Source organism: Paractinoplanes bogorensis (assembly GCF_018829635.1).
Taxonomy (GTDB): Bacteria; Actinomycetota; Actinomycetes; order Mycobacteriales; family Micromonosporaceae; genus Actinoplanes; species Actinoplanes bogorensis.
The window spans coordinates 468278-482189 of sequence record NZ_JAHKKG010000006.1 but is presented as its reverse complement, the minus strand read 5'-3'; the positions used below and the strand labels follow the sequence as shown (position 1 = coordinate 482189).

General features: G+C 71.3%; 13 protein-coding genes. 4 read left to right on the top strand and 9 right to left on the bottom strand.

The window, feature by feature from the left end:
* Positions 1-15 precede the first annotated feature (15 nt).
* The 3 genes from KOI35_RS21360 to KOI35_RS21350 are packed head-to-tail and all read right to left on the bottom strand — an operon-like array spanning position 16 to position 2936.
* Positions 16-1722 carry a carbohydrate-binding protein gene (locus tag KOI35_RS21360; protein ID WP_215789261.1) on the bottom strand — a complete coding sequence of 569 codons (1707 nt, stop codon included), beginning with the start codon at positions 1720-1722 and terminating at the stop codon, positions 16-18.
* An 8-nt stretch (positions 1723-1730) separates the two neighbouring features.
* Positions 1731-2354, bottom strand: coding sequence for a hypothetical protein (locus KOI35_RS21355; RefSeq protein WP_215789260.1), 624 nt, complete (start codon positions 2352-2354; stop codon positions 1731-1733).
* A gap of 27 nt (positions 2355-2381) precedes the next feature.
* Positions 2382-2936, bottom strand: a complete 555-nt coding sequence (locus KOI35_RS21350) for a hypothetical protein (RefSeq protein ID WP_215789259.1) — start codon at positions 2934-2936, stop codon at positions 2382-2384.
* 99 nt (positions 2937-3035) lie between these two features.
* Between KOI35_RS21350 and KOI35_RS48985 the strand changes: the two genes are divergently transcribed.
* The 4 genes from KOI35_RS48985 (at position 3036) to KOI35_RS21330 (ending at position 6711) form a co-directional block, all read left to right on the top strand.
* Positions 3036-4091, top strand: a complete 1056-nt coding sequence (locus KOI35_RS48985) for a sensor histidine kinase (RefSeq protein ID WP_215789258.1) — start codon at positions 3036-3038, stop codon at positions 4089-4091.
* A complete protein-coding gene (locus tag KOI35_RS21340) occupies positions 4088-4738 on the top strand; it encodes a response regulator (RefSeq protein WP_215789257.1) in 651 nt (216 codons plus the stop codon). The genes KOI35_RS48985 and KOI35_RS21340 overlap by 4 nt, the downstream gene beginning before the upstream one ends.
* Before the next feature lie 58 nt (positions 4739-4796).
* Positions 4797-5156: a hypothetical protein gene (locus KOI35_RS21335; protein WP_215789256.1), complete on the top strand. Its 360-nt coding sequence runs from the start codon at positions 4797-4799 to the stop codon at positions 5154-5156.
* Between the two features lie 61 nt (positions 5157-5217).
* Complete coding sequence (locus KOI35_RS21330) at positions 5218-6711, top strand: MFS transporter (RefSeq protein ID WP_215789255.1); 1494 nt, start codon at positions 5218-5220, stop codon at positions 6709-6711.
* On the opposite strand, the gene KOI35_RS21325 is transcribed toward KOI35_RS21330, so the two are convergent.
* From KOI35_RS21325 to KOI35_RS21300, 6 genes are all read right to left on the bottom strand, one after another.
* Positions 6681-7268 carry a dihydrofolate reductase family protein gene (locus tag KOI35_RS21325; protein WP_215789254.1) on the bottom strand — a complete coding sequence of 196 codons (588 nt, stop codon included), beginning with the start codon at positions 7266-7268 and terminating at the stop codon, positions 6681-6683. The genes KOI35_RS21330 and KOI35_RS21325 overlap by 31 nt on opposite strands.
* Before the next feature lie 69 nt (positions 7269-7337).
* The gene (locus KOI35_RS21320) at positions 7338-8348 is read right to left on the bottom strand and encodes an SDR family oxidoreductase (RefSeq protein WP_215789253.1); all 1011 of its coding nucleotides are present in this window, start codon (positions 8346-8348) and stop codon (positions 7338-7340) included.
* A gap of 80 nt (positions 8349-8428) precedes the next feature.
* The gene (locus KOI35_RS21315) at positions 8429-9181 is read right to left on the bottom strand and encodes a hypothetical protein (RefSeq protein WP_308121101.1); all 753 of its coding nucleotides are present in this window, start codon (positions 9179-9181) and stop codon (positions 8429-8431) included.
* A gap of 12 nt (positions 9182-9193) precedes the next feature.
* Complete coding sequence (locus KOI35_RS21310; RefSeq protein WP_215789252.1) at positions 9194-10888, bottom strand: serine/threonine-protein kinase; 1695 nt, start codon at positions 10886-10888, stop codon at positions 9194-9196.
* Positions 10889-11029: 141 nt separating this feature from the next.
* Positions 11030-13219: an FtsX-like permease family protein gene (locus tag KOI35_RS21305; RefSeq protein ID WP_215789251.1), complete on the bottom strand. Its 2190-nt coding sequence runs from the start codon at positions 13217-13219 to the stop codon at positions 11030-11032.
* The gene (locus KOI35_RS21300; protein WP_215789250.1) at positions 13216-13884 is read right to left on the bottom strand and encodes an ABC transporter ATP-binding protein; all 669 of its coding nucleotides are present in this window, start codon (positions 13882-13884) and stop codon (positions 13216-13218) included. The genes KOI35_RS21305 and KOI35_RS21300 overlap by 4 nt, the downstream gene beginning before the upstream one ends.
* Positions 13885-13912: the final 28 nt, after the last annotated feature.

Below are 13912 nucleotides of genomic sequence, written 5' to 3'. Positions count from 1 at the left end.
GGGCAGGCAAGGGGACTACTGGAAACGGAACCAGTCGAGCTCGAGCACGTCAGCGCCGTCATTGGCCCGGGGAACGACCGTGATCGATGTAGTGCCGGCCGGGAGGTTGCTCACGTTGAACGCGATCTCGCGGAACGTGCTCGTCGAGCCGGTGCCGAGCAGGCCGGGCGCGGCGACGACGGGGCCGGTGGCCGAGCCTGCGTGGAACTCGAGCGTGAAGGCCTGACTCGACGGCCGGGCCGAGGAGTAGCGGAAGAGCACCTGATTCGGCGTACGGGAACCGAAGTTGATCCGGTCGAATCGCGCCCAGTCGCCGTTGTTGAGCGAGGTCAGGCGGCCGTTGGCGACCGAGGTTCCGCTCTGCGAGTCGCGGGATTCGGCTTCGATCTGCCCGTACGCATCACGCCCGGTCCCCGAGGTGGGCGGAGGAGTGGTCGTGGGCGGGGTCGTGGGCGGGGTCGTGGGCGGGGTCGTGGGCGGGGTCGTGGGCGGAGTGGTCGGCGGGTTGGTGGGCGTCCCGGAACCCCAGTTCGCGCCTCGACCGGACAGGGTGCCGTTGACGAAGACGTTGTTCTGCAGCTCGCGCTTGAAGTTGGCCAGGATGTTGGGGTTGTCCTGGATCCGGCTGTTGCCCCAGTAGCCGTCGGAGCAGCCGGGCTGACCCGCGGACGCGCCGGGCGGGCAGGCGAACTGGGCGATCTGCTCCCAGTCGCTGTTGATGTAGGCGGCGCCGCGCAGCACGTCGGTGTTGCGGTTGATGTAGGCGAAGTACTGGTCGTACCAGGAACCGATCTTGGTCCAGTCGCCGTTCAGGGACACCCGGCTGTTGCGGTTGGTGCAGGAGGCGTCGAGTTGCGCGGTCCGGTACGCCTGGGGCGTCGACTCCGAGATCATCGCGGGCTTGTTGTGCGTACGGGAAAAATTGAGCACCCGGTCGTAGAGGACGGACGGCGTGCTCGTCGGGGTGTCGCAGGCCCACTGGTACTGCCGGTAGGTGGCGTCCCAGTAGAAGGTGCTCAGCCCGACGTAGTCGACCACGTCGTCGCCCGGGTACCAGTCGGCCAGGTGGTTCGGGTTGCTGAAGTCGAACTTGTACTCGGCCGGGCCGTCCTTGGCGTAGCTGGCGCTCTGCCACACCGTCTTGACGTTGCCGGCGCCGAGCGCGTCGATCCGCTGCTTGACCACGCGGAACGCCTGCTTGTAGAAGTCGGTGTTGTAGCAGTTCCACGGGCCGTCGAACTCGTAGCCGACCCGCAGCCAGACCTGCCGGCTGGTGTTCTTCAGATAGGTGATCAGGTTGTCCAGGTTCTGGCGGTACTGCTGACCCAGCGCGCCCGCGATGTCGGCGTCGTTGCGGTTGATGATGGCCCGCAGCGGCTGGTTGGCGCAGCCCGGGTTGTCGGCCAGATAGAGGCCGACGGCGAGCGCGGCGCCGGGGTATTCGGCCAGCGTCTGGTTGAAGTTGACGACGTTGCCGTTGAGGTTGCAGGTGCTGGTGAGGCCGTTGCAGACCCCCGGGGCGATGTTGGTGTAGAGCGTGACGCCGCCCGCGCGGGGGAAGGACGCGTCGCGGTCGAGCACCTGCTGTTTGAAGGCGGACAGGTCGGGGGTGGACTGGCCGGCGAAGAAGGTGACCTTGCCGGCCGGGATGGCGGCGTCGGCCGGCACCGCGATGGCGATCAGGGGGACGGCGAGCAGCGCCATCAGGACTTTTCGAAACATGGGGATTCCTAACAGGGGGTGGTGAAACTGCGGGCGGAGAGGCCCTGACAGAACGAGGTACGGGCGGCGCCGTACTGGGAGAGACGGCCGTCGGCGAACCAGGTGGAATTGACCGGGAAGTCGAAACTGCCGTCCTGGATGCCGTCCCAGCCGTAGCGGAAATCGAGGTTGATATAGGTGGCGGCCTTGATGACGCCGCTCAGGTCGTAGTTCCCGGACAGGTTGGGGACGGGCCCGGAATAGTTCATCAATCCGAAGAACCGCTTCACCCACTGGTCGCCGCGGGCGGTTTCGAGGCCGCGGGTGTCGGAGCCGTCGGCGGTGAAGTTCATCATTCCGGCCTCCGAGACGATCATCGGTTTGCCGTGGTCCTTGGCGAACTTCATCATCTTCAGAACGTTGCCGTCGTAATCCCAGTTCTTCCACACGGCGGCCGGGTTGCCCCAGCTGTCCGTGCCGATGTAGGCGTTGCGGCATTGCAGGGCGGCGGTGTCGTAGTTCTGCGGCGGCGTTCCGTTGTAGAGGTAGCCGTTGTCGTAGATGGGCATGCAGAGCTCGTGGGCGAAGATGCTGACACCGATCCAGTCGGTGACGGCGTCGCCCGGGTACATCTGCTCGTACTCACCGCGCACCGGGTGGAAGACGTAGGTGATGTTGTCCTAACGTTTCCGCGAATCGAAGAACCGGCGCAGCGTGGCGAAGGCGTTCTTGTACGAGGCGCAGGACGAGTCGGTGCAGTGGTAGAAGCTCGACACCTCGTAGTCGAGGCGCAGGAAGAACTTGGCCTGCGGATACTGATTCATGAAGTTGACCAGGGTCGTGAACTGACTCTGGTGCTGCCCGGCGGCGATCTTGGCGGTGACCGCTCGCGAACGGGCGGCCTTGGCGTTCTCGTCACCGCCGTTGAATCCGGGCGGGTTGTCCTTCCACGAGATGCCGATCTGCACCGCCTTTCCCTGCTGGGCCAGGAAGGTGGCGTAGTCGCGGTGCCCGGGGTTGACCCAGGTTCCCGACTTCACTTCGTAATAGACCGAGCCGCCGGCGGGTGTCCGCGCGAACGACGTGTAGTCGTCCCACGCGGCTTTCGTCGACTGCCCGATGAACATGAGCCGCTGGTTTCCTGGCGGCGCGAACGTCGAGGCCCCGGCCGGCACCTGCACACCCACGATCAGCACAGCTGCGGCGGCCAGAACGGCGAGAAGTCTGCGAACCATGCCCGGTACGGTAAGAAGCACAGTGACGTTCTTCGAAGCGTTTTCGAAACATCCCCGTCATGTTTGACCGGCCCGTCGGCGTGAGCGGACAGTGGAGGCGTGAAACGGGCCATGGCGGCGTTTACGGTGGCGGCCTTTCTGACGTTGCTGGTGGACGTCGGGGGCGGGCACCGGGAAGGGATCGCGCTGCTTCCCGGGTTGGTGTTCACGGTGGCGGCCACGCTGGGGTTCGGTGCGGTGGAGCGCCGCACGGAAACCCTGCTTCGGTATGCCTACGTCGCAGGCCTTGTCATTGCCGGGTTCTGGGTCTTTCACGCCTCGGCGGCCTCGGTGGGCTCGACGCTCATGCTGGTGGTGCTGGTCATTCAGGCAACTTTGCTGCTGCCGCCGGCGGCGGTCGCGATCACCGTTGTTCTGCTTCCGTTCTTTCACGCGGGGATGGCGTTGTCGGACGGGCTGCGGGAAGGGCTCGGGCTCTTGGCCGTGGGGGCGTTCGCGGCCGTTGTCACCACACTGCTGATGCGCGAGCAGCAGGCGCGGGCCGCCCTGGCTCAGGCGCAGCTTCAGGTGGAGCGGCTGGCCGCGTTCGAGGAGCGGAACCGGGTGGCGCGCGATATCCACGACGGATTGGGACACGCTCTCACCGTGGTGCAGATGCAGATCAAGGCGGCCCGGGCCGCGCCCGATCGCGCCGAGGAAATGCTGGCCAAGGCCCAGGAACAGACCGAGAACGCATTACGCGAGGTGCGCCGTTCGGTGGGCGCGCTGCGCGAGGAACGTCCGCCCGTGCCGCTGGTTGAGTCGTTGCGTGAGCTCGCCGCCACAGCGCCGGCGCCCACGTCGGTGGAAGTCCGCGGTGCCGAGCGCCCGCTCCCGCCCGAGGCCGGGGAATCGCTGTTCCGCGCCGCCCAGGAAGGGCTGACCAATGTCGGAAAACACGCGCAGGCCCGGTCCGCAACGATTCTCGTCGACTATTCGCATTCTTCCCGCGTACGCCTGGAGGTGCGCGACGACGGCGTCGGTGCCACCGGTGACACGGGCGGCGGATTCGGGCTGATCGGATTGCGGGAACGCGCCGCACAACTGGGCGGCTCGCTCACCCTCGACACGGCTCCCGGCGCCGGGGCGACGCTGCGGATGGAGGTCCCCGGGTGAGTCCCGTACGCGTCCTGCTGGTCGACGACCAGGCCCTGTTCCGCGAGGCCCTCGCTGTGCTGCTCGGCGCCTCGGACGGTGTCGACGTGGTGGGCGAGGCCGGCGACGGTTCGGCCGCGCTCGACCAGGTGGCGGCCCTGCACCCGGACGTCGTGCTGATGGACCTGCGCATGCCCGGGCTCGACGGCATCGCGGCGACCCGCCGCATCCGGGCCGAGCACCCGGCCACCCGGGTGATCGCGCTGACCACGTTCGACGACGACGCCGACGTGTTCGCGGCGCTGCGCGCGGGTGCGGTCGGCTACCTGCTCAAAGATGTCTCGTCGGAGCGGTTGCTCGAGGCCGTACGGGCGGCCGCGCGCGGCGAATCGGTGCTGCAGCCGTCGGTCGCGGCCAAGGTGGTCGCCCGGTTCGCCCAGTTGCCGGACGTCGAGGCGCCGCAGCCGCTGGTGGATCCGCTCTCCGGTCGCGAGCTCGAGGTGCTGCGCCTGCTGGCCCAGGGCCGCAGCAACCGGGAGATCGCGGCCGCGCTGTTCCTGGCCGAGGGCACGGTCAAGAACTACGTGACCAATGTGCTCGGCAAGCTCGGGGTCCGCGACCGTACGCAGGCGGCCCTGCGCGCGGCCCAGCTGGGACTGCTGTCATGACCCGGGACATGACTTCCGGCACCTGAAACCGTGACCCGCCCGGCCCGACGATCGCGGCATGACAATTCTCCGGTTCGCCGGCCACTACCTCGAGATGGTCGTCTCCATGTTCGTCGGCATGTTCGCGCTCGGCCCGGTGTGGTCGTGGGCGGTGCCGGGCCTGTCCGATCATCCCGACGCGGCGGCCATGGTGATGGCCGTGAACATGTCGATCGGGATGGCCCTGTGGATGCGCATCCGGAAGCATTCCTGGTCGCACATCGGGGAGATGTGCGCGTGGATGACGGCACCGTTCGTGGTGCTGCTCGTGCCCTACTGGACCGGTCTGATCAGCGGCGACACCCTGATGACGGCCGGCCACATCCTGATGTTCCCGGCCATGCTGGTCCCGATGCTCCGCACGCACGACGGCCACTGACTTCCTTGCCAATCCGGCAAGGGGTGATGACGCTCGCGCAATGTCGACCTAGCTTTGCGGCATGTCACTCTCCTCCCTCGAACCGCGGACGATCGACGACCCGGCCCGGCGCCGCGCGATCCTGGTCGCCGTCTGCGTCGCGCTCATGGCGGTCATCGCGTCCGTCTCCGGTCTCAACGTCGCCCAGCAGCAGATCGCCGTCGCGTTCGGCGCCTCGCAGAGCACCGTCCTGTGGATCATCAACGTGTACGCCCTCACGCTGGCCGCCCTGCTGCTGCCGCTCGGCGCGGCCGGGGACCGCTGGGGCCGCAAGCCGGTGCTGCTGGCCGGCCTGGTCGTCTTCGGCGTGGCCAACGCGGCGGCCGCGCTCGCCCCGTCGACCGAGGTCATGCTGGCGGCGCGGCTGCTCAGCGGCATCGGGGCGGCGATGATCATGCCGGTCACGCTCGCCGTGATCACGTCGACCTTCCCGGAGGGGGAACGCGCCCGCGCCATCGGTGTCTGGACCGGTGTGGCGGGCGGTGGCGGCCTGCTCGGCATGTACCTGTCGGCGCTGCTGGTCGACGTGGCGAGCTGGCGCTGGTTGTTCGTGCTGCCGATCGCTCTGGTCGTCGCAGGGGCGTTTCTGGCCGTACGGGCGGTGCCGAACTCGCGCGAGCACAGCGGGCACGGCTTCGACATCGTCGGCTCGCTGGCGTCGGCGGTGGCCGTGGTGGCGCTCATCTTCGTGCTGCACGAGGGTCCCGTACGGGGCTGGAGCTCCCTCGAGACCCTGGTGAGCCTGGTCGTGGGTGTCCTCGCCGCCGCCGTCTTCGTGGTCTGGGAACTGCGCCACCCGGCCCCGCTGCTCGACGTGCGACTGTTCCGGAAGCGGGGCCTCTCGAGCGGCTCGGTCACCCTGCTGACGGTGTTCGGCGTGCAGGCCGGCATCTTCGTGGTGCTGTTCCCCTACTTCCAGGCCGTGCTCGGCTGGTCGGGTCTGCGTTCCACGGTCGCGATGCTGCCGATGGCCCTGCTCATGATGGCCGCCTCCACGCTGGCGCCCCGGCTCGGCACCCGCTTCACGGCGGCGATCGGGATCGCGCTCGGCGCCGCCGGCCTGGCCCTCATGGCCCTGTTCGTGTCGGTCGGCGGCGGCTACCTGTCGGTGCTGCCCGGCATGCTCGCCATGGGTCTGGGCATGGGCCTGTCGATGACCCCGTCCACCGAGGCGATCACGGCTTCGCTGCCGCGCGAACGCCAGGGCGTGGCGTCCGCGCTCAACGACGTCACCCGCGAGTTCGGCACGGCCCTGGGCGTCGCGCTGCTGGGGGCGATCCTGTCCGCCGGTTACCGCGCCGCCGTCGATTCCCGGCTGCCCGGCGCTCCGTCCGGCGTCCGCGAGAACATCGCCAACGCCGCCGGCGACCCCGCCCTGATCCAAGCCGCCCGGGAGGCCTTCGTCGAGGGCTGGCAGCAGGCCATGTGGGCGGGGGTCGTCGTCATGACCATTCTTTTCCTGTACGCCGTCACGGGCGCGATGCGTCAGCCCCAGGTTCGCGCGGCCGGGCGGTAGACCAGCAACTGGGAGCGTCCGTCGAAGGTCCGGCTGTCGAGCAGCTCGAGGTCGTAGTCCCCGGCGCCGCCGAGGATCGGGCTCACCCCGGTCTTGCCCGAGACGACCGGGAAGATGGTCACCTCGATCCGGTCGACCAGGCCGGCCGCCATCAGCGACCAGTTCAGCGACAGGCTGGCCTGCGAGCGGATCGGGACGTCGGACTCCGCCTTGAGCCGCCGGACGATGTCGGCCGCGTCCCCGCCCGCGATGGTCGCGTCGGGCCAGCCCCGGGTGTCCTTCAGCGTCGACGAGATCACCGTGGCCGGCGAGTTCATCGTCCGCACGTTCCACTCGTCGAGGGAATTGGGGTCGAGGCCGGACGTCATGATCTCGGCCATCTCACGGAAGGAGGTGGCCCCGTAGACCATCCGCTGCGGGGTGTCGAAGAGGGCGGCCCGATACGCGAGCAGCTCGGGACCCTGCTTGCTCCAGTAGCCGCCCCAGTCGCCGGGCTCGTCGTAGGAGCCGTAGCCGTCCAGCGTGGAGAAGACGTCCCAGGTGTACGTGGCGGTCATGTCGGTACCTTTCTCGGGTCGGTTCCTGCTCTTACCCTCCCTACGAACGGGAGCCGCCCGATCCGACAATCACTTCTTCAACGCGAGCAGACTTTCTGCCGTCTCGGTGATGGTGTCCTCGATCGGGCGGGCCTTCCAGCCGAGCAGCCGCTCCGCCTTGGCCGACGTCGCGTCGAGGTCGCGGCCCAGCAACGCCCGCAACGAGCGCATCTGCGGGTTGACCCGGGCCAGGCCCCGCGCGACCCACAACGGCATCTCGCGCGTCGGCACCTTGGCGGCCCGCTCGCCGAGGCGCTCGCGCAGGATGGCGGCCACGTCCCGCAGCCACAGGCTGTGACCGGCCGTGGCGATGAACCGCTCGCCCGCCGCGGCCGGCTCGGTCATCGCCAGCAGGTGCAGCGACGCCACGTCACGGACGTCGACGTAACCGGTGGCGAACTTGAGCAGCGCCGGCATCTCCCCGTCGAGCATGCGCGCGATCGAGCCGAGCGAGGGCGAGTAGTCGGGGCCGAGAACCGGGCCGAGCACGCCGGTCGGGTTGACCGTGGCCAGTTCGAGCGGCTCGCCGGCCACGAAGTCCCAGGCGGCCCGCTCGGCCAGTGTCTTCGACTTCTGGTACGGCGCGATGCCGGCGTCCACGTTCGTCCAGTCCCGCTCGGTGAACGGGGTGTCGCGCGGCGGATGCCCGTACGCGATGGCCCCGATCGCCGACGTCATGACCACCCGCCGTACGCCTCCGTCGCGGGCCGCCCGGAGCACCCGCAGCGTGCCGTCGATCGCCGGGCGCACCATCTCGTCGTCGGTGCGCGGCACCTGGGTCAGCGTGGGCGAGGCGACGTGCAGCACGGCGTCGCAGCCGGCCGCGGCCTCGGCCCAGCCCTCGTCGGCGCCCAGATCGGCCCGCATCACGCGCAGGCTCGCACCCGGATCGGCGCCACCCCGCCGCAGCATCTCGCGCACCTGCGGCTCGCGCTCGAGGTCACGCACGGTCGTGCGCACCGAGAAGCCCGCACTGAGCAGGGCCAGCGTGCACCAGCTGCCGATGTAGCCCGACCCGCCGGTCACCAGAACCTCAGCCATGACCATCCCTCCGTCTCGTGTGACCTCCACGGTAACGGAGAGCTCTCCACTTGGTCAACGGGAAACGGAGAATTCTCCGCTCAGCCGCCGCAGTTGTAGGCGACCCGGGTCGTGGCCTGCATCGGTGACGGTTCGACGATGTTGACGGTGGCGGTCTCGCCGGTCGTGCCGACCCCGCTGAACGTCCATCTCAGGGTGAGGGTGGCGGTGCGCTGGTCGGTGCCGACCTGCTCGGCGAGGATGGCGCCCGGGGCCGCGTCCGAGCGCAGCCACTGGTAGCGGATGGTGCCGGCCTTGCCGTTGGTGGTGACCGTGGCGACCACGTCGACCGTGACGTCGCAGGCGGTGCCGGCCGGCTTGGGCACGGCGACCGTGACGGCCTGCACCTCGAGGGGGCTGAGACGCTGCCAGAGGTAGAGCCCGACCACCGCGACCAGGGCCAGGGTGATCAGGCCGGAGAGCACCGAGACCAGGCGGCGCCAGAGCGGGCGTGACTTCTTCGCCGCCGGCCACGCGGGGGCGGCCACGGGCGCCGGCACGCCGGGCCCGAAGCGCACCTCGCCTTGGGCCGGCGCCGCCTGATAGCCGCTCTGGTGCGGCGCGGTTTGGTATGGCGTGGCTGGCTGCGGCGCGGTCGGGTGCGGCGCGCCCAGATGCACAGTCGGGTTGGCGGAGCCCAGTGGTGCTGTCGGGTTCGGGGCGGGCATCCGTACGGTCGCACCCGGGTCGCCGTCGCCGAAGTAGACCGTCGGGGCGGGCCGGTTGATGGTGGCCCACGGGTCGGCGGGCGGCGTCATGTCCCGGTCGTAGCCGGACTCCTCGGGCCTGGTCACGACGGCACTCTCCTAACCGGGGGTGCAGGTGCTGACGAGGACCACGGTCGCCGTCGACGACGACTTGCCGGTGTTGCCGGCCGCGTCGACCGCCACCGCCGTGATCACGACGCGGGTGGCCGACCGCGGCATCGGCAGCGGCCCCAGCGTCCCGCGGAAGGTGCCCTTACCGGTCGACTTCATCCCCACGGTCGAGGTGTTGCCGCCCAGCGTGTAACTGAACCGGACATCGAGCTCACCGGGACTGCTCGTGTCGTCCGCGGCGGCGACCGTGATGGTGCTGGTCCGGACGCCGTACTGGCACTTCTCCCCCTCGATGGCCGTCGGGCTCGCGCTGACCCCGCCGACCTCGGGTGGCGTGGTGTCGCGCGGGGGCGGCGGCGAGGTGGTCGGCGGTTTCGGCGTGGTCGTGGTCGGTGGCGGCGGTGGAGCACCCGTCGGCGGGACCGTCGCCGGCGGAGCCACCGTGGCGCCCGGAGTCGCCGGTGGAGTCGGACCGCCGGTCGTCGGCCCGGTCGTCGGCAAGGTCGTCGCCGGCGTCACGCCCGGCGTGGTCGGGGGCACGGAGACCGACGGAACGAGAGCCGGCACAGTGCTGGACGGCGTGCCCGGCGAGGGAACGACGACGGCCGGATCGGTCTGCCCACCGGCGTAGACCGGGCTGTCGGCGGCGGCGTAGCGGTAGCCCGCCCCGCCACCGATCAGCAGGATCGCCACCACGGCACCGCCGGCCATGACGGTCCACTTGCGGCTCTTGGCCAGGGCACCGAGACGGCCGGCCATCGACCCGCCGACGGTGGTCGCGGCCAGGCTGGTGGCGCCGCTGTTGCCGTCGGGGAACGGCCACAGCGCCGCGAGCAGGGCGGCCCGGCGGGCCAGATCGTTCAGCCCGCGTTTCTCCCAGTCCTTCCCGTACGCCTGTCCCGCCACCCGCTCGAGCACATCGAGGAACGCCTGCGCGTGCGGCGGCCGGTCGCCGGGCTGTTTGGCCATGCCGCGCCGCAGCAGGTCGTGCACCGCGGCCGGGGCCGGATCGGTCGGGATGGGCGCGTTGGCGTGCTGGTCGTGCAGCGCGAACAGGTTCGGTCCGTCGTACGGGGGCCGGCCGGTCAGGCACTCGAAGAAGGTGGCCGTGGCGGCGTAGATGTCACAGGCGGGCGTGGCCGGGACGCCGGTCCACTGCTCGGGCGCCATGTAGCGCGGCGTGCCGGAGACGACCGTGTCGACGCCCAGGCCGACCGGGGTGGCGATGCCGAAGTCGGCGAGCTTGCTCAGCCCCTCCCCCGTGACGAGCACGTTTTCCGGCTTGTAGTCGCGGTGCACGATGCCGTGGGAGTGCGCCGCGCCCAGCCCGGCGAGCGAGCCCTTGAGCACGGTGAGCGCCGACTCGGGCGTGGTCGGGCCGTGCTCGCGCAGCATGTGCCGCAGCGACACCCCGTTGACCAGTTCCATCACGATGGCCGCGCCGTCCGGCGACTCGACGTATTCGTAGAGCCGGGACACGTGCGGGTCGTCGATCTCGCCGAGCAGCTGCGCTTCCTTGCGGAAGGCCGTCCGGAACGTGCCGTCGTCGCCGAGGCCGCGCACCAGATATTTGATCGCCACCGGGGTGCCGGTCGCGTCGTGCGTGGCCAGCACGACGTTGCCCGAGGCACCGGCCCCGAGCGGGCGCACGGGCGTGTAGCCGGACAGCTGCCAGCCGCTCATCGCCAGAGTCTCCACCCGTCGGGGGCGGATGCCTGCCTCCGCCGCGCCGCTCATTGTGACCGTTGATCGACTTTGGTGGATCCCCGCAACGGTCACTTTCCCCGCCCGGACGGGCGACCCCTTCGGGGCCGCCCACCCGGGTCACTCGGTACGCAAGGCGACCGCCGTGCGGGTGCGAGCCGCCCACCCGGCCGGGAGCAGCGCGCCGGCCAGCGCGATCAGCGGCCCGCCCAAGGCCAGCGCGCCGAGCAGCACCGGCCCGTAGACGTCGAGCAGGCTGCCCGGCAACCGCAGACCGGCACTGGCCGCCATCGCGGGCACCACCATGCGTTGCACCGCGATGCCGGCGGGCACCCCGATCAGGCCGCCGAGCAGCCCGACCCCGGCCACCGAGGCGACCACCATGGCGATCGTCTGCCGCGGAGTCATCCCCAGCGCCTTGTGCACGCCCAGGTCGTGCACCCGGTCGCGCAGGTCGAGCACGAGCATGTTGAGCACGCCCAGCGCGGCCACCGCGAGCAGCAGCAGCGTCAGTGTGGCGGTCAGGCCCTGCACGACCGCGAGCAGCGGGTCGATCTCGGCGCCGGCCGGGTGCGCCTCGAATCCCTGGCTGCTCAGCGCCGACGCGTAGGCACTCGCGTTCGTGCCGTCGGTCAGCGCCACATGGAACTCCATCGGCGGCAGCCCGGGCACGGTGGCGACGTCGGTGAGCACCGAGGGATGGGTCTCGAAGACCTCCCCGACCACGCGCAGGCGCACCGGCCGCCCCTCGACCTGGAGCGTCACCGTGTCGCCGACCCGGGCCCCCGCGGCCGCCAGCAGGGGTGCGCTCGCGACGGCCTCGCCGGGTGCCGAGAACCACCGGCCGGACGCCATCACGAAGCCGTCCCACGCCGGATCGCCGCTGAACACGCTCAGGCCCACCGGGTCGTTGAGCCCAGCCAGCATGGCGGGTGCCTGCGCCATCCCGTACGACGCCCGCGTGCCCGGCTGTGCCGCGATCGCGGCCCCCGCGGCCTCGCCCATCACCAGCACGTCGGCGTCGTCCTGCTGCACGGCGCTCTGGATCCGCACGAGCGACGAGCCGAGCCCGGTCGCGAACGTGGCCGCGGCCGCCCCGGTGGCCACCGCCAGCAGGATCGCCGCCGTGCGGACCGGCCGCGCGAACGGGCGGGCCAGCCCGAGCCCGATCGGCCGGGACACCGGCAGCCGGGCCGCGAGCCGCGCCGCCCACCGCCCGGTCGCCGGACCGGTCACGCGGCCGACGGCCAGGGCGTCGACGACCCGCAGGCGCCCGGCCCGCAGCGCGGCCGCCCACGCGGTCACCGCCACCACGGCCAGCACCCCGCCGGCCGCCAGCAGCGTGACCCACCAGGCGATCGCCGCGCCGGCCGAGCCGTAGATCTCCTCGGTCTGGGCCAGCACCGGCAGCGCGATCAGGTTGCCCGCGACGGCCCCGGCGAGCGCTCCGACGGCACCGGGCACCAGCGCCTGGGCGATGTAGGCGCGGACGACACCGGCCGGGGTGCAACCGAGCGCCTTGAGGATGCCGATGCGCCGGGTCGCCGCGCCGACCGTGCCGGCCACCACGGTGCCCACCACCAGCACCGCCATGAGGATGCCGAGCAGCGCGAACGCGACCAGGAAGGGCACGAAGACCGCCGCCTCCTCGACCGCGTCCTGCCGCACGTCGAGCCAGGAGCGGACACCGGTGACGGCGCCGGGCGGCAGGCTCGCGGCCACCGCGGCCCGGTCGGCCTCGACCTCGGCCGGGGTGCTCGCGGCGGCGAACCGGTAGAGCGTCTGGTAGCCGTCGGGGCCGCCCAGCGCGTCGAGGGCGGCGGGCGCCACCCACGCGTTGGCCGTGGCGCTGACCGACCGGGCCAGGCCGACCACGGTCAGCACCACGCCGTCGTGGGTGGTCAGCTTCTCGCCGAGCGGCACCAGGAAGACGCCCCGGCCCATCACGAGCTCGCCCGGTCCGGTCGCCCACCGCCCGGCGGTCAGCTCCACCCGGTCGACCGCGCCGCCGGGATCCGACCGGGCGACGACGGTCATCGACGGCCCCGGCAGTCCGGGTGGGCCTTCGAAACCGACAACCCTGGTCCCGTACGGGCCGGAGGTCGCCACCGCGCCGGCCACCTCGCGGCCCGTGCCGGGCGTGGTCGTCTGCACTGTGAGATGCGCGCCCCGCTGAGCGGCGAACGCGGTGTCGAACGGCGACCGGGAGGCGACCAGCAGCCCGGCACCGAGCACGGCCGCGGTCACGGCGGCCGCGGTGACCAGCCCGATCACCAGGCTGTGGAGCCGGCGCCGCCGTCCGATGCTCACGACTCCACCCGCCCGTCGCGCATGCCGACCGTGCGGGTGGCGCACGCCTCGGCCAGCCGCAGGTCGTGCGTCACCAGCACGATCGTCTGGCCGCCGTCGCGCAGGTCGTTGAGCAGGTCACGCACGTCCTCGCCGGAGGCCGTGTCGAGAGCCCCGGTCGGCTCGTCGGCCAGCAGCAGGGCCGGCCGGTTGACCAGCGCGCGGGCCACGGCGACGCGCTGCTTCTCGCCGCCGGAGAGCCGGCCCGGATAGGCGTCCGCGTGCCGGCCGATGCCGAGCGTGGCGAGCAGGCCGGTCGCGTGCTCGCGCGACTCGCGACGGGCGGCACCGGCCAGGTGAGCGGGCAGCAGCACGTTGTCGAGCACGGTGAGATCGTCGAGCAGGTTGAAGAACTGGAAGACCAGTCCCACGTACGCCCGCCGGAACCGCGCCGAGGCCGCCTCGCCCAGCGTCTCCACCCGCGTGCCGGCCACCGTGACCGTGCCCTCGTCGGGCCGGTCGAGGCCGGCGATCAGGTTGAGCAGCGTCGACTTGCCGCTGCCGGACGGGCCGAGCACGGCCACGCACTCCCCCGGCTTCACCGCCAGCGAAACGTCGTGCAGCGCGGGCGGGCCGTCGTCGTAGCGGCGGGTCACCCCGCGCAGGTCGATCACCGGATCGTTCATGGCTGCCCCCTCGTTGTCGATGACGGCT

Coding starts and splice junctions, on each gene's coding strand:
- KOI35_RS21360 (WP_215789261.1), bottom strand. CDS start 1,722: ATGTTTCGAAAAGTCCTGATGGCGCTGCTCGCCGTCCCCCTGATCGCC.
- KOI35_RS21350 (WP_215789259.1), bottom strand. CDS start 2,936: ATGGTTCGCAGACTTCTCGCCGTTCTGGCCGCCGCAGCTGTGCTGATC.
- KOI35_RS21335 (WP_215789256.1), top strand. CDS start 4,797: ATGACAATTCTCCGGTTCGCCGGCCACTACCTCGAGATGGTCGTCTCC.
- KOI35_RS21330 (WP_215789255.1), top strand. CDS start 5,218: ATGTCACTCTCCTCCCTCGAACCGCGGACGATCGACGACCCGGCCCGG.
- KOI35_RS21325 (WP_215789254.1), bottom strand. CDS start 7,268: ATGACCGCCACGTACACCTGGGACGTCTTCTCCACGCTGGACGGCTAC.
- KOI35_RS21320 (WP_215789253.1), bottom strand. CDS start 8,348: ATGGCTGAGGTTCTGGTGACCGGCGGGTCGGGCTACATCGGCAGCTGG.
- KOI35_RS21310 (WP_215789252.1), bottom strand. CDS start 10,888: ATGAGCGGCTGGCAGCTGTCCGGCTACACGCCCGTGCGCCCGCTCGGG.
- KOI35_RS21300 (WP_215789250.1), bottom strand. CDS start 13,884: ATGAACGATCCGGTGATCGACCTGCGCGGGGTGACCCGCCGCTACGAC.